Origin of the sequence: Lactococcus garvieae subsp. garvieae (genome assembly GCF_029024465.1) — a bacterium.
Lineage (GTDB): Bacteria > Bacillota > Bacilli > Lactobacillales > Streptococcaceae > Lactococcus > Lactococcus garvieae.
In genome coordinates this window covers 1,188,338-1,212,868 of sequence record NZ_CP118950.1, presented here as the reverse complement: position 1 = coordinate 1,212,868, position 24,531 = coordinate 1,188,338, and the positions used below count along the sequence as shown (strand labels likewise).

General features: G+C 37.5%; 28 protein-coding genes. 21 read left to right on the top strand and 7 right to left on the bottom strand.

Annotated features, from left to right (window positions below):
- Positions 1 to 4 precede the first annotated feature (4 nt).
- The 8 genes from PYW30_RS06055 to PYW30_RS06020 all read left to right on the top strand — a co-directional run bounded on the left by PYW30_RS06055 (position 5) and on the right by PYW30_RS06020 (position 7,041).
- Entirely contained in the window at positions 5 to 1,246 is a 1,242-nt protein-coding gene (locus PYW30_RS06055; RefSeq protein WP_197911526.1) for a hydroxymethylglutaryl-CoA reductase, degradative, read from the top strand.
- Between the two features lie 85 nt (positions 1,247 to 1,331).
- Entirely contained in the window at positions 1,332 to 1,604 is a 273-nt protein-coding gene (gene rpsP / locus PYW30_RS06050; protein ID WP_004256337.1) for a 30S ribosomal protein S16, read from the top strand.
- 76 nt (positions 1,605 to 1,680) lie between these two features.
- Entirely contained in the window at positions 1,681 to 1,920 is a 240-nt protein-coding gene (locus PYW30_RS06045; protein ID WP_004256341.1) for a KH domain-containing protein, read from the top strand.
- Positions 1,921 to 2,119: 199 nt separating this feature from the next.
- Positions 2,120 to 2,518, top strand: coding sequence for a Spx/MgsR family RNA polymerase-binding regulatory protein (locus PYW30_RS06040; protein ID WP_004256342.1), 399 nt, complete (start codon positions 2,120 to 2,122; stop codon positions 2,516 to 2,518).
- 119 nt (positions 2,519 to 2,637) lie between these two features.
- Positions 2,638 to 3,171 carry a phenolic acid decarboxylase gene (locus tag PYW30_RS06035; protein ID WP_017371242.1) on the top strand — a complete coding sequence of 178 codons (534 nt, stop codon included), beginning with the start codon at positions 2,638 to 2,640 and terminating at the stop codon, positions 3,169 to 3,171.
- A 136-nt stretch (positions 3,172 to 3,307) separates the two neighbouring features.
- The gene (locus tag PYW30_RS06030; RefSeq protein ID WP_004256344.1) at positions 3,308 to 3,859 is read left to right on the top strand and encodes a PadR family transcriptional regulator; all 552 of its coding nucleotides are present in this window, start codon (positions 3,308 to 3,310) and stop codon (positions 3,857 to 3,859) included.
- A 195-nt stretch (positions 3,860 to 4,054) separates the two neighbouring features.
- A complete protein-coding gene (locus PYW30_RS06025) occupies positions 4,055 to 5,359 on the top strand; it encodes a hemolysin family protein (RefSeq protein ID WP_042218387.1) in 1,305 nt (434 codons plus the stop codon).
- A 179-nt stretch (positions 5,360 to 5,538) separates the two neighbouring features.
- A complete protein-coding gene (locus PYW30_RS06020) occupies positions 5,539 to 7,041 on the top strand; it encodes a flavocytochrome c (RefSeq protein WP_042218385.1) in 1,503 nt (500 codons plus the stop codon).
- Positions 7,042 to 7,089: 48 nt separating this feature from the next.
- Here the strand turns inward: PYW30_RS06020 and PYW30_RS06015 are convergent, their stop codons facing one another.
- The 5 genes from PYW30_RS06015 to PYW30_RS05995 form a co-directional block, all read right to left on the bottom strand.
- Positions 7,090 to 8,037, bottom strand: a complete 948-nt coding sequence (locus PYW30_RS06015; protein WP_042218383.1) for a magnesium transporter CorA family protein — start codon at positions 8,035 to 8,037, stop codon at positions 7,090 to 7,092.
- 114 nt (positions 8,038 to 8,151) lie between these two features.
- On the bottom strand, positions 8,152 to 8,709 hold the full coding sequence (locus tag PYW30_RS06010) for an Asp23/Gls24 family envelope stress response protein (protein ID WP_004256348.1): 558 nt from the start codon (positions 8,707 to 8,709) through the stop codon (positions 8,152 to 8,154).
- A 20-nt stretch (positions 8,710 to 8,729) separates the two neighbouring features.
- Complete coding sequence (locus tag PYW30_RS06005) at positions 8,730 to 8,918, bottom strand: DUF2273 domain-containing protein (RefSeq protein ID WP_014024981.1); 189 nt, start codon at positions 8,916 to 8,918, stop codon at positions 8,730 to 8,732.
- Positions 8,919 to 8,927: 9 nt separating this feature from the next.
- The gene (amaP, locus tag PYW30_RS06000) at positions 8,928 to 9,488 is read right to left on the bottom strand and encodes an alkaline shock response membrane anchor protein AmaP (protein ID WP_042218381.1); all 561 of its coding nucleotides are present in this window, start codon (positions 9,486 to 9,488) and stop codon (positions 8,928 to 8,930) included.
- Positions 9,489 to 9,521: 33 nt separating this feature from the next.
- Positions 9,522 to 9,761, bottom strand: a complete 240-nt coding sequence (locus PYW30_RS05995) for a GlsB/YeaQ/YmgE family stress response membrane protein (protein ID WP_004256350.1) — start codon at positions 9,759 to 9,761, stop codon at positions 9,522 to 9,524.
- A 277-nt stretch (positions 9,762 to 10,038) separates the two neighbouring features.
- Between PYW30_RS05995 and PYW30_RS05990 the strand changes: the two genes are divergently transcribed.
- The 3 genes from PYW30_RS05990 to PYW30_RS05980 all read left to right on the top strand — a co-directional run bounded on the left by PYW30_RS05990 (position 10,039) and on the right by PYW30_RS05980 (position 12,242).
- Entirely contained in the window at positions 10,039 to 10,977 is a 939-nt protein-coding gene (locus tag PYW30_RS05990; protein ID WP_042218380.1) for a N(5)-(carboxyethyl)ornithine synthase, read from the top strand.
- Positions 10,978 to 11,120: 143 nt separating this feature from the next.
- Positions 11,121 to 11,363: a GlsB/YeaQ/YmgE family stress response membrane protein gene (locus PYW30_RS05985; RefSeq protein ID WP_014024978.1), complete on the top strand. Its 243-nt coding sequence runs from the start codon at positions 11,121 to 11,123 to the stop codon at positions 11,361 to 11,363.
- A 156-nt stretch (positions 11,364 to 11,519) separates the two neighbouring features.
- The gene (locus PYW30_RS05980; protein WP_017371000.1) at positions 11,520 to 12,242 is read left to right on the top strand and encodes a class I SAM-dependent methyltransferase; all 723 of its coding nucleotides are present in this window, start codon (positions 11,520 to 11,522) and stop codon (positions 12,240 to 12,242) included.
- A 211-nt stretch (positions 12,243 to 12,453) separates the two neighbouring features.
- Here PYW30_RS05980 and PYW30_RS05975 read toward each other — a convergent pair whose 3' ends face one another.
- Both PYW30_RS05975 and PYW30_RS05970 read right to left on the bottom strand, forming a co-directional pair.
- Positions 12,454 to 13,089 (bottom strand): DUF421 domain-containing protein, encoded by a 636-nt coding sequence (locus PYW30_RS05975; protein ID WP_004256360.1) that lies wholly within the window; start codon positions 13,087 to 13,089, stop codon positions 12,454 to 12,456.
- Positions 13,090 to 13,104: 15 nt separating this feature from the next.
- Positions 13,105 to 13,551, bottom strand: coding sequence for a DUF3290 domain-containing protein (locus tag PYW30_RS05970; protein ID WP_004256363.1), 447 nt, complete (start codon positions 13,549 to 13,551; stop codon positions 13,105 to 13,107).
- Between the two features lie 314 nt (positions 13,552 to 13,865).
- Here PYW30_RS05970 and PYW30_RS05965 point away from each other — a divergent pair, with 314 nt between their 5' ends.
- The 10 genes from PYW30_RS05965 to PYW30_RS05920 all read left to right on the top strand — a co-directional run bounded on the left by PYW30_RS05965 (position 13,866) and on the right by PYW30_RS05920 (position 24,424).
- Positions 13,866 to 15,263, top strand: coding sequence for an APC family permease (locus tag PYW30_RS05965; protein WP_042218378.1), 1,398 nt, complete (start codon positions 13,866 to 13,868; stop codon positions 15,261 to 15,263).
- A 147-nt stretch (positions 15,264 to 15,410) separates the two neighbouring features.
- The gene (gene rimM, locus PYW30_RS05960; protein WP_004256370.1) at positions 15,411 to 15,926 is read left to right on the top strand and encodes a ribosome maturation factor RimM; all 516 of its coding nucleotides are present in this window, start codon (positions 15,411 to 15,413) and stop codon (positions 15,924 to 15,926) included.
- A gap of 1 nt (position 15,927) precedes the next feature.
- The gene (gene trmD, locus PYW30_RS05955; RefSeq protein WP_042218376.1) at positions 15,928 to 16,656 is read left to right on the top strand and encodes a tRNA (guanosine(37)-N1)-methyltransferase TrmD; all 729 of its coding nucleotides are present in this window, start codon (positions 15,928 to 15,930) and stop codon (positions 16,654 to 16,656) included.
- Positions 16,656 to 17,240 carry an HAD-IA family hydrolase gene (locus PYW30_RS05950; RefSeq protein ID WP_042218374.1) on the top strand — a complete coding sequence of 195 codons (585 nt, stop codon included), beginning with the start codon at positions 16,656 to 16,658 and terminating at the stop codon, positions 17,238 to 17,240. Before trmD ends, PYW30_RS05950 begins: the two co-directional genes overlap by 1 nt.
- Positions 17,237 to 17,635: a DUF1149 family protein gene (locus PYW30_RS05945; protein ID WP_014024973.1), complete on the top strand. Its 399-nt coding sequence runs from the start codon at positions 17,237 to 17,239 to the stop codon at positions 17,633 to 17,635. The genes PYW30_RS05950 and PYW30_RS05945 overlap by 4 nt, the downstream gene beginning before the upstream one ends.
- A gap of 23 nt (positions 17,636 to 17,658) precedes the next feature.
- Positions 17,659 to 18,501, top strand: a complete 843-nt coding sequence (locus PYW30_RS05940) for a DegV family protein (RefSeq protein ID WP_042218371.1) — start codon at positions 17,659 to 17,661, stop codon at positions 18,499 to 18,501.
- 227 nt (positions 18,502 to 18,728) lie between these two features.
- Positions 18,729 to 20,255, top strand: a complete 1,527-nt coding sequence (locus tag PYW30_RS05935; protein ID WP_004256380.1) for a YfcC family protein — start codon at positions 18,729 to 18,731, stop codon at positions 20,253 to 20,255.
- 48 nt (positions 20,256 to 20,303) lie between these two features.
- Entirely contained in the window at positions 20,304 to 21,647 is a 1,344-nt protein-coding gene (locus PYW30_RS05930; protein ID WP_042218368.1) for a M20 family metallopeptidase, read from the top strand.
- 189 nt (positions 21,648 to 21,836) lie between these two features.
- Positions 21,837 to 23,033, top strand: coding sequence for a CCA tRNA nucleotidyltransferase (locus PYW30_RS05925; protein ID WP_042218366.1), 1,197 nt, complete (start codon positions 21,837 to 21,839; stop codon positions 23,031 to 23,033).
- Complete coding sequence (locus PYW30_RS05920; protein WP_017370936.1) at positions 23,030 to 24,424, top strand: C69 family dipeptidase; 1,395 nt, start codon at positions 23,030 to 23,032, stop codon at positions 24,422 to 24,424. The genes PYW30_RS05925 and PYW30_RS05920 overlap by 4 nt, the downstream gene beginning before the upstream one ends.
- The last annotated feature ends 107 nt before the right edge of the window (positions 24,425 to 24,531 follow it).

The window sequence follows — 24,531 nt, the reverse complement described above, 5'->3', positions numbered from 1 at the left end:
GAATATGAAGAAAAAATTTTACCAAATGAGTCCAGCAGAGCGTCTGGATTTTCTTGACTTAAAATCAGAAACACGACAAATTTTAGAAGAAACAGTACTTGATGTAGCTTTAGCAGACAATCTCATCGAAAACCAGATCAGTGAATTCGAGCTGCCAATGGGCTTGGCGCAAAATTTTGTCATTAATGGCAAAAAATACCTGGTCCCAATGGTAACCGAAGAACCTTCTGTAATTGCAGCTGCGAGTAATGGCGCAAAGATAGCTGGAAATTTTCAAACGGTGCTTTCGGAACGATTAATGCGAGGGCAGATTGTTTTTTATGATGTTGAGCAGGCAGACCACCTCATGCAGACTATCGAAGAAAATCAAGCCGGCATTTTTCGTGCGGCAAAAGAAGCTTATCCTTCGATTTTTAAACGGGGTGGAGGTTTAAGACAAGTGAGCAGTAGAGCTTTCGAAGCAGAAGGTTTTGTATCCGTTGATTTTAAAGTGGATGTGAGAGATGCAATGGGAGCGAATATTGTGAATGCCATTTTGGAAGGTGTTGCTAACCTCTTTCGCACATGGTTTCCAGAGCAAAAAATCTTATTCAGTATCTTGAGCAATTATGCGACTGAATCTTTGGTTAAAGCCAATTGTGAAATACCTGTTGAACGGCTGAGTAAAGGAAATAATGGGCAAGAAGTTGCTGAAAAAATCCAAGCAGCGTCACGCTTTTCTAAAGTTGATCCCTACCGTGCAGCCACACATAATAAAGGCATTATGAACGGCATCAACGCCGTTGTCCTTGCTACAGGAAATGACACGCGTGCAGTGGCCTCAGGGATTCATGCTTATGCGAGCAAGGAAGGAAGCTACCAGGGCCTTGCGGAATGGTATGTCAAAGATGGCTTACTTTTTGGAAGCCTTGAGCTCCCATTGCCAGTGGCAACGGTTGGTGGTGCAGTGAAAGTTTTACCTAAAGCTCAAGCTGCTTTAGAACTCTTAGAAATTACAGAAGCAAAAGATTTAGCACAAGTCATGGCTGCAGTTGGTTTAGCACAAAATTTGGCTGCTTTGCGTGCCCTGGTTTCTGAGGGAATACAGCAAGGACATATGAGTTTGCAAGTTCGTGCCTTGGCAATGACAGTTGGCGCCAAAGACGAAGAAATCACTATTTTGAGTGAAAAACTCCGCCAAGAAAAAGTAATGAATCAAGAGAGAGCTGAAAAACTTTTGCGGGAAATCCGCCAGAATAACAAATAAAAATGCTGTCAAGTTTTTTTCTTGACAGGACAATATTTTATGATATAATAGTGAAGTAATAAAAAATAGAAATAGGAAATATAACATGTCTGTAAAAATTCGTTTAACTCGCATGGGTTCAAAGAAAAAACCTTACTACCGTATCAACGTTGCTGATTCACGTTCACCACGTGATGGTCGTTTCATCGAAACAGTTGGAACTTACAATCCACTTGTAGCTGAAAACCAAGTAACTTTGAAAGAAGAACGCGTTATGGAATGGCTTAACAATGGTGCACAACCATCTGATACAGTTCGTAACATCCTTTCAAAAGCTGGCGTTATGAAAAAATTCCACGAACAAAAATTCAGCAAATAATATTAAAAGCGGCTTAAGCCGCTTTTTGTCAATTTCACAATAATTTGGACGATTTTAGTCAGAGTAGAGGTAAGAAATGCAAAAAGATGTGAAAGAACTTGTAATGACAATTGTAAAACCTTTGGTAACAGAACCCGATGCTGTTTCATTGGAAATTATCGAAGGTGAAGAATTTATGGAGTACCATTTGGAAGTAGCGGAAGCTGATATTGGTCGTATCATTGGCCGTCAGGGACGTATCATTCAAGCGATTCGTACCGTCGTTTACTTTGTACCTGTTGAGGGTAAAAAAGTGCGCCTTTTGGTGGATCAATAAGATATTAAATAAAAGAGCACAGGTTTATGACTTGTGCTCTTTTATTTAATATCTTGGATTTGTGGCAAAAAAGTAGACAATTTTAAATTTGGTTTAAGGAACGGTTAACTCACAAATAAGAAAAGAATAGTATATTAAAGATACGACTTTGAAAAAATTGCTAAAAGTTGCTGAAAATGGGAATAAGAGGGATAAAACTATGATTAAGCTATATACGGCGGCGGCCAACTCATCATCACAAAAAGTAAGAAAATGGCTTATGGATCATCACCTAGAGTTCCAAGAAATTAATCTCACCAAAGATACATTGACAAAGGAAGAAGTTCTTGCAATCTTTTCTTTAACGGAGGAAGGGTCGGATGATATTATTACACGTAGAGGAAAAGCCATTCAAAATTTAAAAGAAGATTTTTATTCTTTAACGATTCAAGAACTGATTCAAGCAATCGTTGATAATCCACTCTTACTTCGTCAACCATTAATCATAGACAGTAGCCACTTGCAAGTAGGCTACCACGAAGAAGATATTCGAAAATTTTTGCCACGGGAAGTACGCAAAGTTATGATTGAAGACTTCGCGAAAAAAAGAAAATTCTAAATTACAAATGCTGATTTAAAGATCGGCATTTTTTTATTTGACAATTTTTAAATAAAGGAGTATTCTATATATGTAAATAAAACATGTTTAATTTACATATATAGAAAGAAGGACTAAAAATGAAAAAATACTCTACATTAAAAGATTTTATCGGCTCACATATGATTTATACCTATGATAATGGTTGGGAATACGAAATTTATATTAAAAATGAAAAAACAATCGATTACCGCATCCATGGCGGAATGGTTGCTGGCCGCTGGGTAAAAGAACAAGAAGTTGACATTGTGATGCTTACAGAAGGTGTTTATAAAGTTGCTTGGACTGAACCAACAGGAACAGACGTTTCTTTAGACTTCATGCCAAATGAAGAAAAAATGCATGGTATGATTTTCTTTCCAAAATGGGTACACGAACATCCAGAAATCACAGTATGTTTCCAAAACGACTTTATCGATGTGATGCATGAATCACGTGAAAAATACGAAACTTATCCAAAATACTTAGTTCCAGAATTTGCTACAATCACGTATATTGCTAATGCTGGGTCAGATAACGAAGATGTCATTGCCCAAGCGCCATATGAAGGGTTGCCAAATGATATTCGTGAGGGTAAATATTTTGATGAAAACTACAAAAAAGTAAACAAATAAGAAAGAGAAAGATGAATATATTCATCTTTTTTCATTTATAGCCTAAGAGTGTTTATTTCGATATTATTCCGTTATAATAGAGGATACATTTACAATTTGCAAAAATTGGGTTATTATGGAATAAGGGAGAAATAAAATGGCCAGTGAAGATAAATTGTCTTATATTATTCTGGGTTTGTTGAAGCATGAACCGTTGACAGGATATGATCTAAAGAAAAATTTCGAAAACGAAGTAGGCGAATTTTGGCAAGCAAATACGGGACAAATTTATCCGACCTTAAGAAAGCTCTTTGATGCTGAAGCAGTCGATTTTGATGTCGAAATTGTCGGTGCCAAATTAAAGAAAAAAAAGTATCATATCACGGATAAGGGGCGTGAAATGTTTGATCAATGGATCCAAGCGCCTGCTGAACTCTATGCCGTTCAAAAAGACGAATTTATGTTACGGTTGTACTTTTTGAAGAATGATGATGATGTCCGAATTATGGATTTAATTAATGAAGAAATAGAAGTACATAAGAAAAAACTGAATTATCTTCTGCAACGTCAAACACTTATCTTTGGAGGAGCTGATCCTGAAGAAAAAAATGGACATTTTTTAGTTTTAGACTTTGCCATCCAAAGAGAAAACTTTCGACTTGATTGGCTACAAAAGGTGAAAAGTAGTCAAGATAAGCGCGAGAGCTAGGGACAATATTGGGGAAGTGGTAAGCATACAACAAATAAAAGCATCTAGATTTCTAGTGCTTTTTTCTTGAAAAAGAGAGGCTAACGCTTCTTAGCTTAAACAAGTAGTGTCACAAGCAGGTCCAGTAAAGTTTTTTTGCTATAATAGAGAATAGAGAATTTTTAAGAAAGATTAAAATATAAAGGGGATAATCTATTGACGGTAAATCTTATAATAATAGTATTAATGATTGCTTTTACAGCTTTCTTTGTTGCATCTGAATTTTCTTTGGTGAAAATTCGTAAAAGTCGTTTAGAAACACTGGCAGCTGAGGGCAACAAACAAGCAAAGTTAGCTATTGTTGTTGTAGAGCATTTGGATTCTTACTTGAGTGCCTGTCAGCTAGGGATTACATTGACTTCCTTGGCTATTGGTTGGGTCGGAGAAAGCACGATTCATGCCTTGCTTGCGCCTGTGATTCATTATCTACCACTGCCTAATACGATTGCAGAAAGCTTTTCAATTGTTTTAGCTTTCTTGCTGATTACTTTTGTTCACGTTGTAATTGGTGAATTGATTCCGAAATCACTCAGTATTTCTAAGACAGAAGCTGTCGTTTTAGCAGTTGTAAGACCTTTGCACTATTTCTACAAGGTTACCTATCCCTTTGTTTGGCTGTTGAATGTTTCCGCAAGCTCTATTGGCAAACTCTTTAATCTCAGCCTAGCATCAGAAGGAGAAGAAACGCATTCGGAAGAAGAACTTCTTTTGATAGCCAATCAAAGCTTTGCTAAAGGTGAAATTAACGAAAAAGAATACGAGTATCTCAACAAAGTTTTTGGATTTGACGATTTATTAGCTAAAGAAATTATGGTCCCTCGTCTCGATATGGAAACAATTGCTTCAGACAAAACAATTAAAGAAGCGCTAGAGTTTGCAATCGAAAAAGGGCACACGCGTTTCCCGGTGATTGGAAAATCTAAGGACAATATCTTAGGCTATGTGACGCTCCAAGCCCTTATTAAAGAATATCTTGTGTCGCCAATGCAAAAAGTGCATACGATTGCTCAGGAACCGATCGTCTTTATTGATACTATCCCAGTAAAAATCTTGCTCTCACAAATGCAAAGTGAACATAAACATTTTGCAATTTTGTCTGATGAATATGGTGGAACCAGCGGTTTAGTAACGATTGAAGATATTCTGGAAGAACTTGTGGGCGATATTCAAGACGAGCAAGACCATGAAGAAGAAAATATTGTCGAAGTCGAGCCAGGAATTTATCATGTCAAAGGGAAAACGCCTTTATCTGAAATTGAAGATAAGTTTGACACAGATTTCGATAATCCTTCGGCAAGTAATACTATCAGTGGTTATATTATTAATGACTATTTGGAAAACAGAGAAGAACTTGACGTAGGAAGTACTAAAGTTTTGAATAATTTACAGATAAAGGTTCTTGAAATGGATAGAGTAACTCCAAGTGAGTTAGAGATAAGCAAAGCAGAGAAAATCATCTAGATTTTACTGAAGTGCAAGAGCATAAAAAATTCACATTTTTAATGTGAATTTTTTTGATATATATATTTAAAAAAAGACATTTATTATATTTTGTACACTTTTTAATGTGAACTTGACAAACCAGAGGGGACATGGTAAAATTCTATTTGTTCATGTGAATACAAACACAAGGAGAAATTATGAAAAATTGGACAAAATTAGGATTGCTTGCCATTGTTGGCCTTTCATTGACGGCATGTGGGGGAAATGCTCAAAATAAAAGTACGTCTTCCAGTTCCTCAGAAAAGACTGATGCTAAAGCAGGCGCCAGCAAAACCATGACTTATGCAGAACCATCAAGCTTGAAAAAAAGCTATGATGTGATCATCGTTGGTTCTGGTGGTGCAGGGATGACCGCAGCTATTGAGGCTAAAGATGCGGGAATGAATCCTGTCATTTTTGAGAAAATGCCGATGGCTGGAGGAAATACTTCTAAAGCATCTGCAGGATTGAATGCTTCGGAAACATCTGTTGAAAAAGCACAAGGTATTACAGACTCAAATGATAAATTTTATGAAGAAACGCTTAAAGGTGGGGGAGGAACAAATGATAAAGAGCTCCTTCGTTACTTTGTCGACCATTCTGCAGCAGCAGTAGATTGGTTAGCACAGAATGATATAGTTCTTGATAACTTAACGACTACCGGTGGGATGAGTGTTTCTAGAACGCACCGTCCACATGATGGTTCAGCTGTCGGCGCTTATCTTGTTAAAGGATTAGAAGAAAATATTTCTAAACGTGATATTCCGGTTTTTGTCAATAGTGATGTAACGAAAATAAATGAAAAAGACGGCAAAGTTTCAGGTGTCGAAGTTAAAATTGAAGGGGAAACCAAACAAGTTGACTCAAAAGCTGTCGTTGTAACAACAGGTGGATTTGGGGCCAATCAGAAAATGATTGCTAAATATCGTCCTGACTTGAAAGATTATGTCACAACCAACGCTGCAGGTTCCACTGGCGATGGGATTGAAATGATTTCCGCTCTTGGAGGTGCTCTGGTTGATATGGATAAAATCCAAATTCACCCTACTGTTTTCCCAAAAACAGGATATCTTGTATCTGAGTCAATTCGTGGTGAGGGAGCGATTCTCGTAAATAAAGAAGGTAAACGTTTCTTCAATGAAATGGATACCCGTGATAAGGTTTCCGCAGCGGAACTCAAACAAGATGGCAAATATGCTTATGCTATTTTTGGTGAAGGAACAAAAGATAAAGTTAAAGCTGTAGATCAATATATCTCTAAAGATATGGTTGTTGAGGCAGATAATGTCGAAGAACTTGCGAAAAAACTTGACATAAAACCAGAGGAACTTAATGCAACAGTGACCAAATGGAACAAAGCAGTGGCGGATAAAAAGGATTCAGAATTTGGACGTACAACAGGGATGACCAATGATATTTCTGGAAAGGTTTATGCCATTAAAGTTGCACCAGGCATTCATCACACTATGGCTGGTGTAAAAATTAATACACAGACACAAGTTTTGAAAGAAGATGGTCAACCAATAAAAGGTTTATACGCCGCTGGTGAAGTTACTGGTGGTTTACATGGAGGTAATCGTATCGGAGGAAATGCAGTCGCTGATATCATTATCTTTGGACGTCAAGCTGGCCAAGAATCTGCAAAATATGCGAAAGCTTAATAAAAATCTTCACTTGAAATAAAAAACATCCATTTAGGATGTTTTTTATTATAAAAGTTTTATTTTTCTCATCCAATACCAGACAGCACCGCTAAGGGCGAGCGAAATGGCCAAAACCAAGAGGAAACCAAAGGAGAATTCTTCAAAGGGAAGTTTAAGATTTATGCCCCAAAAGCCATAAATCATGGTTGGTATCGTTAAAACAATAGAAATTTCAGTGAGAGTTTTCATTATGGTATTGAGACGGAAGGAGCTCAAATTGTTGACCATTGTATCTAAGCTAGCAAGATATTTATTATAGGCTTGGGTGAGCTTTTTCAAGCTGTCTAAATTTTCTTCTAGTTTTATAATACCGCTATGTCCATTTTCGTCTAAATTCAAAGCTTTTTTTTCACGCTTAAAAAATTCTATTATTTTGTCGTCACTATCATAAGTTAGGGATAAACTGATTAAGTATTTTTTTAATTGCAGCACTTGAGTGAAGAGTGAGCGTGTAGGACCATTTTCATTAATCGAGGTTTCTAGCTTTATAATCTCATCTCTAATTTTTTGTGCATCTTCAGTCATTTTAGCAAGAGCTGCATTAATAAAGTTAACCAATATTTCTTCGTTTTTTAATTCCTTCTGGCAGTCTTTAAGGAATTCTAAGACGAAGTCTTCTTTATCTTCAGTAATGATTATTACTGAATGTTCACGTTGTAAAATAAGTAGAGAATCAACCATATGCTCAAATTCAGCTTCCTCCCTCTCCCTTGGATAGAGGAGAAGTAGAGTGATATATCCCTTTTCGTTCTCCCCTTTATTAAAGAAATAGTTAGCTTCTTTTTTATCATAATACAAAGAAGAAAGATTCTGTTGATAGTGATTGTTCAGGAGTTTGAAAAATTGACGGTCAGGTTGATAAAAGTAAAATATGGTGTTCTCCTCTTCACTATCGAGGGGAATTATTTTAGAAGCAGCAAATTCGAATCCTTTAAGGACTTTATATTTAAACATTGACTTTCCTCCAAAAGAGACACTTCCAAAAATAAATTAAGCTACTGTAGCCAAAAGGCCCCTATCATAGAGGCCAATTTAGAAGTTTAGATTTTAAGAAAGAAGCAGAAATGCTTACTCTACTCTCCCATTTTCAGGCGTCATGTCGTCAACTTTATCTTTTACTTTATCGACTTGTTTTGAGGTAAATTTTCCTGTGGTTTGTGCTGCGTCAACCACACGATCTTGGACGGTTACTTCGTCATCTTTTTGTTGTTCTTTTGTTTTAATGTCTGTTACTGTTACATTAACTTCTACAACATCTAGGTCCGTCATATTTGCAACTTCTTTACGGATAACATCCTTGATGCGGTTATAAATTTCTGGAACATTTTTGCGGTACTCTGTGATAACTTTCAAATCCACTGCAACTTGTGTTTTGCCCACTTCAACGTCAACTCCAGAAGTTACGTCATCCGTATTTACTAGTTTTCCAGTTAAGTTAGAGAAGAAGCCACCTTCGACAGCCAACAAACCATCGACGGTTTCTAAAGCTAATCCTACAATCTTTTGGACCACTTTGTCTTCGTAAGTTAATTCTCCTTTGATATCTTGAGTATTCTCGTGATTCTTAGAAGTAGTGTGCTCAGTTTCGGCCATTGTTCCAAAGGGTTTCATGTTTTCTTGTACCATTTAATTCTCCTTATTTTATGTTATTTCCGATTTTTTAAGTGTTCGATGATTCCAGTCTTTTGTAGAAAGAGGCCTGCTATTACACCAAAGCCAATTAATATCAAAAGTAGAACCATCTTCCAAAAACCAATTGTGAAGATGGCAATGGCAGCTATACCACCGATAATGCCACCAATAATTGGATATCGATATCTTTCCAGATAATCCATTGACACCTCCTATACAACGCGTGAGCGTTTATTGTTTGTTTCTTTATTTAATGCATTTACTTCAACTTTTATTTTTACAGGTTGATCTACACCAAAGAAAAGTTTTAAGCTATCAATAATCTCTTGTTCGAGCAAGCGTGATTTTTCAGCAATTTCGACCCGAGGAATGATTTCCCCCTTCACATCAATGCTAATTTTCTTTTTATAGAGCGTAACATTAATGCGCGGGGATTTGAGAAAGTCGTTTTCGAGGACTTTCTCACGGACAAGTCCCTCGATAGCGGAACGTTTTAAAGTGAGTTTTCCTCCCTGAGTAGGGAGCTCAATATCAATGTATGTCCGAGGATAAAATGCGATGATGAGCAAGGCAATTATTAAGACAACAGCCAAGAGAGCATTTCCCCAGAACAGATAGACAGGGACGTATTCACCGATATAGACGAGCTGACTTGAAGCACTTGTCATATCGCCATACTCCACCAAATTGTAGTAATCCCAAGCTGAAGGAACTACAAGTGAAAGTAGGAGGAGATCAAATACGATGAGAATAAATTTCTTTCCAGATGACACAAGGCCTCCTTTCTAGATGCTTTAACGAAAAAATTAATGGCTCATTTTTGATAAAACAAAGGATACAACGGCTACCACAATAACGGCACCAATGATTGAGGGGATCAAAGCCATACCGGCCAATGAAGGGCCCCAGCTTCCAAGAAGGGCTTGACCCACAGCAGAACCGACTAAACCGGCTAAGATGTTGGCAATCCATCCCATGGAGCCCCCTTTAGTGATGACTCCTGCAATTAAACCAATAATGGCTCCGACAATAAGTGACCAAATCATAAAATACCTCTTTTCTAGTATGTGACAACATACATTTCTATTCTTAAACTAACACATCTGGAAAGCGGATTCAAATAATCGGTTTATTATTTTTTCATTATTCTAAAAAAATAATAGCTTAGATTGCACCTATATCTGTCTTTTGGAGTAATATTCCGAAAATTCAGAAAGATATTGATAGGATTTGAAAAATAAAAGTGATAGAATAATGAAAGGGGATACAAAATTTGAAAATAATTAAAAGTGTATCTCAAAAAATAGAAAGAAGGAGAAAATTATGATTTTAGGTTTTATTAAGGCAAATTTCCCAGGAGAGCGTCGTGTTCCGCTATTACCACAAGACATCAAAGACTTTGATAATCAATTGCTGATTGAATCTGGCTTTGGAGAGTTTTTAGATATTGAAGATGTTGAATATGAAAAAGTAGGGTGTAAAGTCCTTTCAAGAGAAGAAGTATTCAAACAGTCTGAAGCGATCTTTTCATTGAAGCTTATCCAGCCAAGTGACTATGACTATATTAAAAAGGGACAAATCATTATCGGTTGGACTCACCCCTATGGCTCTGGTAAGTCTTTCATGAAAGAACAAGCTGTACCGAAAGAACTCATTGTTGTTGATTTAGATAATAATTTCCCTGCTATTTATTATATGGATAAAGTCATCGAAACAAAGATACCAGCCGGCATTATGGAACGTAATAGCTTTTTTGCTGGTTATGCTGGTACATTAGATGCTCTGCTGAAGTTCGGAATTTTACCAGATGAAAGCACTAAAATCGCCGTTCTTGGCTCAGGTAATGTCTCGCAAGGTGCATTTCATGCGATTTCGAAATTTTCTTCAAATGTAAAAATGTTCTACCGACGGACCCTTCCGGTTTTTAAGGAGACGTTTAGCACTTACGATATCATCGTCAATGGTATCGAAGTTGGAGCGGGTAATGCTCCCATTTTATCCTTAGAGGATCAAAAACAACTGAAGAAAGGAAGTTTCATCATAGATACGGCAGCTGATGCCGGGAATACTATTGAAGGTAACCATTTTACAACGATGAAGGATTCCATCTATAAAGAAAAAGGCATTTATTACTATTGTGTCCCTAATACACCCTCTATGGCTTACCGCAATGTCAGTCCTATGCTTAGTAAACAATTGAGTAAATACATTTTTAAAGAAAATGTTGAAGTCTTTAAAGAAGCACTGAAACAGAGTAAATAATGAGTGACAGGATGTGACAATGTAACCTCTAGCTTAAGCTTACCTGAAAATAACAAACAAGTTGTTTGCTTGAATATTATGATTTTGTTAGAATGAAACTGTTATGAAATTATAATATTATTTTAAAGGAAAGAGGTATTTTTATGATTTGGTCACTTATTGTTGGTGCAATTATTGGTGTGATAGCAGGAGCTATTACAAGTAAAGGTAAATCTATGGGATGGATTGCCAACATCTTAGCCGGTTTAGTCGGTTCTGCTGTGGGTCAAGCCCTTCTCGGAAGCTGGGGCCCTTCATTGGCCGGTATGGCTTTGATTCCTTCAATCATTGGTGCCGTTATTGTGGTAGCCGTTGTATCGTTCTTCTTGGGTAAAACAAAAGATTAATACAATTCTTATAAAAAAAAATCACTCTTTGGGTGGTTTTTTTATGTCTTTAAACAAGCAGATAGAGTACAATAAGTCTACAAGGTGTTAGAATTTACAAAGAAAATCAATAAAACATGTAGTGGCAAAAAGGCATATCAGGAGGAAAAAAGGAAGTTGACTGAAGAAGAACAAGAGCTCGTCTATTTTTGGGATGATTTTGCTGAAGAGTATGAAGAAATACAACAGGAATCGCCTTTCCCGATTGCGCAAGAGTTAGGGAAGTTCCTTGTACAAGAGAAAATTTTACCTTGCCAAACACTTTTAGATATTGCCGGAGGAAGCGGGCGCTATTTGGCTGTATTTCAGGAACAAGTGAAGAAATATACCTTAGCGGATATCTCACCAAAGATGTTGGAACTGGCGAGAAAAAAACAAAAATCAGAGCATGTGGATTTCCTCAGGATAAGCCAAGAGGCGCTGCTTAAATCAAAGCAAAAATTTCAAGTTGTTTTTTCCGCAATGAATCCTGCTTTGGACCGTCCTGAAAAGATAAAAGATTTATGTCAACTCAGTCAAAAGTGGTGCCTTATCCTGCGATTGGTCAAGGATGAGGACAGCTTATTTTCTCCTTATGACCAGGAAGTGAACCCAGAGTTAAAATGGATGGCAGACTACAAAAACTTTCTTCAAAAAGAAAAGCAAGAATTCTTTGTCCAACAATTTACTTTTGAAAAAACAGAAATGATTTCAAAAGACTTTTACCGCGCTTATTTTGAGGAAGAATGCAGTAAGCGGGACTTGGAACACCGCATAAACGTGCATTTTGAGGGGCAAGAAGTCTGCAAAAATTACCACAAAGTTGTTTACGAACTGATTTCCATTCCATGTGACAAATAGTGACGAGGAAGTATAATGCTTTCCACTCTAGTTGTGATTTATGCCAGAGTTGAAAGAAAAAGTAAGCGAGATTCAAAAAAGTATAAGTAAAAGCCCCAGAAAATGAGCGTTTTCTGGGGCTTTTGTTTTTCAGTCTATAAGGTAAGCTGAGAAGAGCAAGTAGAAAAGAAAAATAAAATTGATTCAAGAGCCTTTTTAATACGAGGGGGTGTTACTCCTGATAGCCATAGAGTTTTAATTCGCCCGAAATATATTCTCCTAAATAGACCTCGGTGATTTTATTAAAGCCATTTTCAAGGATTTTAGTTTCGAGCCATTCTTCGTTTTTATTTATGATGTCTAAAACATCATAGTTGGCTTGTCCGTCCACAATAATCGGGTATTTGATGTTTTCTCCACCAAATTCGATAATGGTTAATTGACCATTTTGCTCTAAAATTGCGCGCTTTACATTTTGAACTTCATAAATTCCGTTGGAGCGTAGCTTAAACATAAGTTCATTTGCAGAAATCCCATTCTTCAAGCACTCCGTAACTTTTATTTTTCCATCTTGAATTAAAGTAAGTGGTTTTCCATCTACGATGACTTTAATATAACGATTATGCTCTTTAGCAAATTTTAGGAGGAGCACAAGAAGCGTCCAGATGATTAAGACAAGGACAAATTGCAAGACAGTTATTGAATCATTATAAATGACACCTCCAATTATTCCACCGAGTACATAATTTTGGACTTGATCCATTGCTGATGAAGGAGCAAGATTACCTTTTCCCATGATGTTAATTTGGATAATTAAACAAACAATTCCGAGGGCAAATTTGATTATTATTGGGCTGTATAATTGCATAGCTAACCTTTCTTATTATTTAGAAATAATGTTGATTTTATTATTGATCAGATGAGTTTCTGTGACAGTATAGGATTGCTGATCAGCATTGAGATTGACCGTGTAAAAATCATCTTTTACTTTTACAATGATCCCATCAGTAAGTTGAGTTGAACTCACAAGAATGTCTTTTTGATCAACCTTCATATTATCGGCAAATTGTTCAACAAAACTGACCATCTGGGAGGATTGAGAATGACGCGACTGATTAACCTGATAATTTGAGTACTGTATCCCAAGAGAAAGGATGAGAAACAAGAAAAAAATAAGACTAAGATCTCGATATTTCGTCTTAATTCGATGTTTCAAATATAATGAAAAAACAACGATAAGTAGTATAAGTGAACCAAAAATAAAAATATACCATAGGTAGTCTGTTAACCCAGCTTGTGTTTTCAAGAAACCAATATCATAAAAATTCATAAAACCTCCAGTAAACTAACGGCAATTCTCTAATAATAATCCATAGACTATTAAAAAATTCCTACAATTATATACTATCATAAACAAACTAATATATATAAAGAATATTTTTATTTGGAAAGTAGTCACTGTGGAAACCTCCTTCACTTATTATTTTTTTCGTTCATCAAGATAAATAAAAAACACAATAATTGTTTGTATAATTTTAAATAAAATGGTACAATTTTACCTACTTAAAATTTTTAATATTTTAAAGTAGAGCTTATGTTCAAGTGAAAATAAGCGAGAAGTAGAAAGAAGGGAGAAAAATAAATTTGGGTTTTTCGACAAAAGCAAAATTTGAAACCTATAGTAAGAAGGACAGTAGGCTAGAGAAAACATTGGGGGTTAAAGATTTCTTGGCATTAGGAGTGGGAACGATTATTTCTACTTCAATCTTTACTTTACCTGGGATCGTTGCTGCACAATTTGCTGGACCAGCTGTCGTCTTTTCTTTTTTGATTGCTGCAGTAGTTGCTGGAATGGTCGCATTAGCCTATGCTGAAATGGCCAGTGTTATGCCTTTTGCCGGCTCAGCCTACTCATGGATTTCAGTCCTTTTTGGTGAGGGGTTTGGCTGGATTGCGGGTTGGGCCTTACTTGCAGAATACTTTATTGCCGTAGCCTTTGTAGGTTCAGGATTCTCGGCTACCTTTCAGCATATTCTAGCAACCTCTAATATACATTTACCTGCGGCTTTAGCTCATCCACTGGGAACTAATGGTGGTATCGTTGATATTATTTCTTTAATTGTTATTTTAATTGCCGCTCTTCTTGTATGGCGAGGTTCGAATGATGCTGGAATAATTGCACAAATCTTAGTTGTGTTAAAAATTATTGCTATTATCACATTTATTGTTGTAGGTTTAACAGTGATTAAACCTCAAAATTATACACCGTTTATACCTAAGCACAATCCTACTACAGGCTTTGGAGGTGTATCAGGAATTTTATCCGGTGTTTCAATGATTTTCTTGGCTTATATTGGCTTTGATTCGATTGCGGCTAATTCAGCTGAAGCTAAAAATCCGAAACGTACAATGCCTTTAGGAATTGTAGGTTCACTCATCATTGCAGTGGTTCTGTTCTCAGCAGTTACGCTTGTTCTTGTCGGCATGCACCCCTATACGGAGTATGCAAATAATGCAGCTCCTGTATCTTGGGCTTTGTCAGAAGCAGGCTTTCCACTGGTTTCACAAGTGATTTCAATCGTTGCTGATGCCGGGATGTTTATTGCTTTACTGGGAATGATTTTAGCGGGTTCTCGGCTGATTTATGCCTTTGGTCGTGACGGAATGCTTCCAAAAGTTTTGGGACAGGTAGACAAGCGCGAGAATCCAACCAATGCCTTGATTGTTTTAACTACGGTTGCAATAATTATTGGGGCATTCTTCCCATTTACCTTCCTGGCACAATTGATTTCCGCAGGTACATTGATTGCTTTTGTCTTTGTTTCGATCGGGATGTTTGCCTTACGTCCTCGTGAGGGCAAAGACTTACCGGAAGCAAGTTACAAAATGCCTTTTTATCCGATTTTACCCGCTCTAGGTGCTATTGGGTCAATTATTGTCTTTGAAAATCTTGACTCACTTGCTAAACTATACTGTTTTATCTGGATTTTGTTAGGTATTGTGATTTATTCCTTGTATGGTGCGAAACGTAAAAATAATTAAGGATTTTATACCGATTTGAGGATTTATCAAATCGGTTTTTACTTTAATTAAAAGTTAATCACCATAAAAACTGTTTTATTTTTGAAGGAAGACACACTTACAGGAGCATATAGGGAAATAATACGTGAATTATGGTAAAATATCTGTATGACAAAATTTTACAATGTAGGCACAATAGTGAACACACAAGGACTTCAAGGAGAAGTTCGCGTGATTTCAGTTACCGATTTTGCTGAAGAACGTTTTGCAAAAAACACAATTTTGGCTCTTTTTGACAAAAAAGGAAATTATGTCCAAGATTTGAAAGTTAAATCATCAAGAAAACAAAAGAATTTTTATATCGTCAAATTTGAAGGATTCTATCATATTAATGATGTTGAAGGCTTCAAGGAATTTACTCTAAAAATAGCTGAAGACAAGTTGAAGGACTTGGACGAAGGCGAATTTTATTATCATGAAATTATTGGTTTAGATGTATATGAAAATGATCAGTTAATTGGACAGGTTAGCGAAATTCTTCAACCAGGTGCAAATGATGTTTGGGTCGTCAAACGTAAAGGTAAGCGTGACTTGCTTCTTCCTTATATTCCACCTGTAGTATTGAATGTTGACCTTCAAGCTAAACGAGTGGATGTAGAAATTATGGAAGGTTTGGACGATTAGGATGAAAGTCGATATTTTAACAATTTTTCCAAATATGTTCGACTCGCTCAACCAATCAATAGTTGGAAAAGCACAAGAAAAAGGACTGCTTGAACTGCATACTCATGATTTTCGCGAAAATGCGAGCAATAAGCAAAGACATGTGGATGATATGCCTTATGGCGGTGGTCAAGGCATGTTGCTTATGCCCCAACCTATCTATGATACAATGGATAAGATTCCACATGAAAATGCGCGTGTGATTCTCCTTGATCCTGCAGGCAAGCGCTACAATCAAAAAATGGCTGAGGAACTTGCTCAAGAAGAACATCTCATCTTTATTTGTGGACATTATGAAGGTTATGATGAACGAATTAAAGATCTTGTGACCGATGAGATTTCGCTTGGCGACTTTGTTTTAACAGGCGGAGAAGTAGCAGCCACTGTTATTGTTGATTCCGTAGTGCGCTTACTGCCTGGCGCTTTAGGCAAAGCAGCCAGTCATGAGGATGATTCTTTTTCTTCAGGATTACTTGAGTATCCGCAATACACACGTCCAGAAGATTTTCGAGGGAAAAAGGTCCCAAGCGTTTTGATGTCAGGTCATCACGAAAACATTCGTAAATGGCGATTGACGGAAAGCTTGAAAAAAACTTTAGCACGACGTCCGGATTTGTTGGAACAGTACGAAACAAATGCAGAAGAAGAAGAAATTTTGAAGCAGCTAAAGATAGAAAGTGAAAATTCCTGATGGCTTGGAAAAATTATATTTGGGATTTTGACGGAACACTCTTCAATACCTACCCTGTGATGTTAGAGGCATTGCGTGAAGCAATGAAGCAATCCTCAGTAGAATTCCCGGGTGATTTAGAAGCTTATATCAAACGTTTCTCTATTCGTAAATTCGCTTTTGAGTTTGCGGATGATGACTTTCTTGATTTGTATCACAAAATAGAAGCAGAGATGCAAGTTAATCCTCAGATTTACCCTGAGATACCACAAATTTTGTCAGAAATTGTAGAAAATGGTGGACAGAATTTTGTCCTCAGTCATCGTGATGAAGCCACCTTTGAATATCTGGGTGAACTAAAAAAATACTTTACGGAAGTCATCACCAGTCAGCAGAATTTTGCACGGAAACCAAGTCCAGAAGCTTTGGAATATTTGATTCACAAATATAAGCTGGTGCCAGAAGAAACAATCATGATTGGTGATCGTCCTCTTGATATTGAAGCAGGTATAAACGCTGGTGTAGCCACTTTGCTTTTAGATGAGAAAGCATATTTTGGAGACATCGCCGACAAAAAAATAAAAAATTGGAGTGAATGGAAATGACATTAACATTAGAACGTGATAAAGAATTTGTAAATCAATTTCACTATGATGCACGTAATTACGAATGGGAAAAAGAAAACGGAACGCCTGAAACAAATATCAATGTACAATTTCAGTTAGTTCCTCATGATCAAGTACCTGACGGCAAAGCTGCGGCAGAAGATACAGCAATTTATGCTATCTTGACATACATGATTCCTTTGGAAAACATTGTCTTATCAGGTATGCTCAGCCAACTTAACTACATTCGTGGACGTCAAGTGAAAGAGCAGTCTGAATTAGAACAAGAAGAAATGGCACAAATTGCTTCTCCACTTTTTGATCTTTTGAAACGCTTGGTGTACGAAACAACAGAGGTTGCCCTTGACCAACCGGGCATCAATCTCCAATTTTAAGGATTTTTTCAAGATTATTTATTATGAAATTAGCTATTATTACAGATACTTCGGCAGATTTTGCCGAACAATATAAAAATCGTGACGATTTATTTGTCTTGGAAATTCCCATATCTATTGAGGGAAAAGAGTATAAACCAAGTGAAATGACACACCAAGAGTGGTATAAGTTGATGGGTGCAACTTCAGAGGCACCTAAAACATCACAACCAAGCATTCTTGAATTAGAAGAACTATTGCGAACACTCAGAAAAGAGGGATTTACTCATGTTTTAGGTGCTTTTTTGAGTTCAGGAATTTCGGGTTTTTACCAAAATGCCTTTTATCTTCAAAGTGAATTTGAAGATATGGTGGTTAAGTTTCCTGAAACTTTTATTACCTCTAGTCCACTTGGCTATATGATTGAGACAGCACTTGATGCGGCGGATGCCGGAAAGTCATTTGACGAAATCGTTGCTCAGTTTGAATATCAAAGAGAAAATGACAATGCCTTCATGCTTGTAGATGACCTTCATTGGCTAGCTAAAGGTGGTCGCTTGTCGAGAGGTGGAGAACTTTTAGGAACACTCCTCAATATCAAACCTATTTTACAGTTTTCAGAAGATGGTAAAGTTGTTGTATACGATAAGGTGCGTACAAGCAAGAAAGCTGTGTCAGAGCTGAAGAAATTGATGCTTGCCAATAGTGATCCAAAGGCGCACAAGGTATATGTTCTCCATGCTGATGCGGAAGATCGCGCACAAGACCTTTACGATTTCGCCAAAGCTCATGGCTATGAGGATGTTGAAATTGTAACATTTGGACCTGTTATTGCAACTCATCTCGGCTTGGGCGCGATTGCTTATGGGTTCTCACCTAAGAAATAAAATATTGTATAAAAATTAATTGTGAAAAGAGAAGGAAACATTTGAGTCGTTCCTTCTCTTTTTTTGAGTATTTTATCCAAAGGTGAATTCTAAAGAAGTGTAAACGCAATCATATAATCTTTAGGAAATAATTGTCTAATTTTTTCGGGTTTTGTTTGACTTTACCTTAAAAAAATATTAAACTGAAGTTGTTATTATACGCATAAATATACATTAGGAGGTATATAATGGAAGCAAAAACTGAAAAGAAAAAATTCCAAATGCCATCGGCATACACGATTCTTTTCATCATCATTGTCCTTATTGCAATTCTGACCTGGTTTATCCCAGCAGGACATTACAAAGTAGATGATGCCGGTAATATTATTGCTGGATCATTTACACAAGTCGCCTCAAATCCTCAAGGGATTTGGGATATGCTTATGGCTCCCGTTAATGGGATGTTAGGTATTGAAGCGAATGGAAATGTACCCGCTACACCAGCAGCGATTCCTATCTCATTCTTTATTTTAATGGTAGGTGGCTTTTTAGGTGTAGTGAATAAAACTGGTGCACTTGAAGCAGGTATTGCTTCGATCGTTAAGCGTTTCAAAGGCAAAGAGAAGATGTTGATTCCGGTCTTAATGATTCTCTTTGCACTTGGGGGATCAACGTATGGGATGGCAGAAGAAACATTGGCTTTCTATGCTTTGATTATCCCTGTGATGATTGCGGTTGGTTTCGACACGGTCGTGGCTGTTGCTATCGTTTTAGTCGGCTCACAAGTTGGATGTTTAGCTTCTACAGTGAATCCATTTGCTACAGGTGTTGCATCTCAAGCAGTTGGTATTTCCATGGGACAAGGTATGGGACTTCGTTTCTTCATGCTGGTCGTACTTACAGCTATTTCAATTCTCTATGTTTATCGTTATGCTTCAAAAATTGAAAAGGATCCAACAAAGTCTCTAGTTTACAAAAATCGTGAAGCAGATATCCAACATTTCGACATTGCTTCTATTGAAAAACAGGAAAATATTACGCAACGTCAAAAATGGGTAAATGTTGTCTTCTTCGGAAGTTTTGTCATTATGATTATGTCACTTGTACCGTGGGATATGTTGAATGAACATTTTACTTTCTTTAACGACTTTACGGCTTGGTTAACATCAATTCCAGGTTTAGGTGTTGTTCTTGGGAAGAGCATGGTGCCATTTGGAGCGTGGTACTTCCCAGAAATTACAATGCTCTTCATCGTCATGGCTGTTGTCGTTGCCTTCGTTTACCGTATGAAAGAATCAGAATTTATCTCTGCCTTCCTCGAAGGGGCTTCAGATATGATTGGGGTCGCTATCGTCGTAGCTGTGGCACGTGGGATTCAGGTTGTGATGAACAACGGGATGATTACAGATACAATCTTGCATTGGGGTGAACAAGGACTTCAAGGTCTTTCATCAAGTCTATTTATTATCTTAACATTTATCTTCTATCTGCCAATGAGTTTCTTGATTCCATCAACATCAGGTCTAGCTGCCGCTACGATGGGGATCATGGGCCCAATGGGCGAATTTGCCAATGTTTCAAAAGATTTGGTCATTACAGCTTATCAATCTGCATCAGGAATTTTGAACCTTATCACACCAACATCCGCTGTTGTTATGGGTGCACTTGCTATTGCACGCTTTAATATCGGAACATGGTGGAAATTTATGGCGAAGTTGATTGTGATTCAGTTGGTTGTAATCATGATCATTCTCGGAGTTGCCGCAGTATTATAAAAAATGAATAAAAAGCTTTCCATAGGGGGAGCTTTTGTTGGAGGTCACATGAAAACTTTTATTACAGATGAATATCAAACAGCAGCTGTGCAATCACTAGGATGTTTAGTCAAACATGCCTCTGTATTAGACGAGAGCGATTCCGGTGCAGGGCATCCTTTTGGGAAAAAAGTTTTAGGTGCTTTAGAAGAAGTCTTAGAACTTTGCCAAGAATTAGGCTTTAAGACTTTCCAAGATCCTGAAGGCTATTATGGTTACGCTGAGACTGGCGAAGGCGAAAAACTTTTTGGCTTACTTTGTCACATGGATGTTGTGCCTGCAGCAGACCAAGCAGGCTGGGAAACTGATCCTTTTGAAATGGTTGAGCGTGATGGACTTTTAATTGGTCGGGGAACACAAGACGATAAAGGACCAAGTATGGCTGCGTTATATGCAGTGAAAGCCTTAATGGATGCTGGTGTGACATTTGACGGACGGATTCGTTTTATTTTTGGTACAGATGAAGAGACACTTTGGCGTTGTTTGGATAAATATAATGAAAAAGAAGAAGCAATCACAATGGGCTTTGCACCTGATTCTCATTTTCCACTTAACTATGCTGAAAAAGGTTTACTTCAAGCCTATCTTACTGGACCTGGCACAAACGAATTTACATTACACGCATCTGGCGCATTAAATGTTGTACCCGATCGTGCGGCTTACACTTCAGAAAAATTAGCAGAAGTAAAAGCTGCCTTGACAGCGCATGGCTTTGCCTATGAGGAAACAGAAAAAGGAATTTCCGTACAGGGTAAAAGCGTGCATGCTATGGCTGCACCAGAAGGGACAAATGCTACGCTACGTTTGGCTATTGCCTTGGCAGAAGTATTTGACTTCAAACCCCTTGATTTCTTAGGTAAACTTGTTCAAGAAAATGCCACAGGTGAAAATGTTGTGGGAAAAGTCATGGATGAACAATCCGGTGAATTAACCATGAATTTCACGGATGTTGAAATCACTCCTGAGCATACAAAAATTGGGGTGGATATGCGACTCCCTGTGACTATTGATAAAGATGAACTGGCTGAAAAGCTCGCCACTCAAGCCGCAACTTATCAACTCGAGTACAAGCAATATGATTGGTTAAATCCTCTCTATGTGCCGGTAGAAAGTGAACTTATCCAAACGCTCCTTGCTACTTATCGTGAAATTACAGGAGATATGACGGAGCCAATGGTTTCTGGAGGAGCTACCTTTGCTCGGACGATGCAAAATTGCGTAGCCTTTGGAGCCATGTTCCCTGAAACGCCGGACTATATGCACCAGGCTAATGAACAATGGGCAATTGCGGACTTGCGTAAAACAATGGAAATATATGCTGAAGCCATCTATCGCTTATGTGCAGTGAAGTAATCGCGTTCCATAAAAAATGATTCTTCTTGGAATCATTTTTTATTTTAAGTAAGAAGAAGGTTGAATACTCAATGACTTTTCCTTCTCAAATAGCCGTGTTTTCATAACTCTTTAGAAGTAAATCTTTTTATCTTTAAAAAAGATCCGCTCAGTAACTCTTTTTCAGATGAAAAGTGCTAAAATAGTAATATGAAACTAGAGAATTTGCCGTCAGAATTTGTACAAGCTTTGCCGGTTTTGGAAAAAATACAGGCACATGGTTTTGAGGCTTATTTTGTAGGAGGAAGCGTACGAGATGCGCTTTTGCAAAGGCCAATCCATGATGTGGATATTGCAACCAGTGCATATCCAGCTGAAACCAAAGCCATATTTCCGCATACTATCGATGTGGGAATTGATCACGGTACCGTGTTAGTCTTAGCCGGTCAATCTGAAGCTGAACATTATGAAATTACTACTTTTCGTACAGAAAGCACTTATACAGATTATCGCCGCCCAGATTCTGTAGATTTTGTCCGAGAACTTTCGGAAGATTTAAAACGCCGTGATTTCACGATTAATGCCTTTGCTATGGATACTGAGGGACAGATTATTGATTTGTTCAATGGTCTTTCTGATTTGGCTGGGTCACGCTTACGTGCAGTGGGTATTGCAACGGAGCGTTTCAATGAAGATGCGCTTCGGATTATGCGAGCAATGCGTTTTGCTGCAACTTTAAATTTCGATGTTGAAGAAGAAACATTTAAAGCTATGCAGGCGCGTGCTCATCTTTTAAGCAAAATTTCGATTGAACGTATTTTCATTGAACTCGACAAGTTGCTTTTGGCTAAAAATTGGAAAAAAGGCTTAGAAATATTGTTGACTTCTCAAGCTTATACTTTCTTGCCTGACTTGCAAGAAAAAGCTATACAAGCTTTACTTCAAACTCTAGAGACACCCTTTACCTTTGTTAACTCAGAGCAAGCTTGGGCTGCACTCTTAGTACATAGTGATCAGGTAAATATTAAAGCTTTCTTGAAAAAATGGAAAGTGTCTAATGACTTTATCAAATATGTGTATGAGTTGACAGAAGCTTACAAGCTTGAAAATTGGAGTTTAGAAAGTATTTATCGCTATGGATTAGAAAAAGCTCTGCTTGTTGATCAGCTAAAAATTGCTGCAGGCCAAGATGTTGATTGTGATCAGGCTTATAGTTATAATGAAAAACTCCAGATCCATAGCAATTCGGACCTCGCAGTAACTGGAAATGACATTATCCAAACATTCAATATCAAGCCGGGACCGATTTTAGGAAAGCTGCTTCATCAGGTTGAAGAACAAGTCGTCAACAACCAATTAAAAAATGATAGAAACAAAATTTTAATATATATTAAGGAGATTCTATGATTACTCGTAAACAAGGTTCATGTACTACTATTTTGGTGGGGAAAAAAGCCTCAATTGATGGTTCAACACTTATCGCTCGTAATGACGATGGACATGAAGCACTGGATCCACAACGCTTTGTTGTTGTTCAACCAGATGAACAACCGCGTCATTATAAAGCTGTATTGAGTGCTTTGGAACTAGACCTTCCAGAAAACCCAATGCGTTATACAGCAACACCCAACGCTGTTTTAACAAGCGGAACTTGGGCTGCTGCAGGGATTAATGCGGCAAATGTTGCAATGTCAGCTACAGAAACAATTACAACAAACCCACGTATCTTGGGACTTGATCCTTACAATGAAGAAAGCGGCATGGGAGAAGAAGACTACGTGACTCTTGTCTTGCCGTACATCCACAGCGCGCGTGAGGGTGTTGAACGCTTAGGTGCTCTTCTTGATCAATATGGAACATATGAACCTAACGGTATTGCTTTTGCTGATAAAGAAGAAGTTTGGTGGTTGGAAACGATTGGTGGCCATCATTGGGCAGCAGTACGTATTCCAGATGATTCTTACGTGGTTGCACCTAACCGCATGAATATTGATCATTTTGATTTTGAAAGTGAAGATACACTTTGTTCAAAAGATTTGAAAGCATTGATTGATGAAAACCATCTTAACCCAGATTTTGAAGGTTATAATTTACGTCATATCTTTGGTTCTAGCTCAGTTAAAGATAGTGTATATAACAATCCACGGACTTGGTATGGTCAAAACGCTTTGGGAACTCCGAGTGATGATCCTCAAAATCCCGAATTGCCATTCATTTGTAAAGCCACACGTAAAATTTCAGTAGAAGATATGAAATTTGTGCTTTCAAGCCACTTTGAAAATACTGAATTTGACACTTATGGTACAACAAATACACCGGAACAAGCACAACTTTTCCGTCCAATTGGGATTAACCGTAACCATAGTGTACACATTTTGCAAATCCGTAATCATGTTGATGAAAAACTTGCGGGTATTCAATGGTTGGCATTTGGGGCAAATACCTTCAATCATGTCGTACCTTTCTACACAAATGTAGAGGATACACCAGCTTGCTACCGTGATGCAACAGCGACATTTGACTTGAATAATATGTACTGGCTCAGCTGTACAGCAGCGCTTCTTGGCGATACAGATTACAGTAAATACGTTGATTTACGTGATACTTATGAGTTGGCAACTGTAGGTAAATTCCGTGAAATCCAAAATAAAACAGATAAAGCGGGAGCTGCAGCAGACCTTCAAGCAGCAAATGAAGAATTAGCAGCGTTTGCATTAAAAGCAATGACTGAAATGCTTGGACGTATGGTAATTTCAGGTTCAAATCGTATGAAGCTTCGTTATGATTTTAACGATTAATTTCGCTAAAAAAGCACTGGGGGGGTGCTTTTTTTTATGCCTTATACAATATACCGAAAACTGTCTATCCCATAAACGAGTGTAAAGCAGGTTCTTAGTTTTCAAAA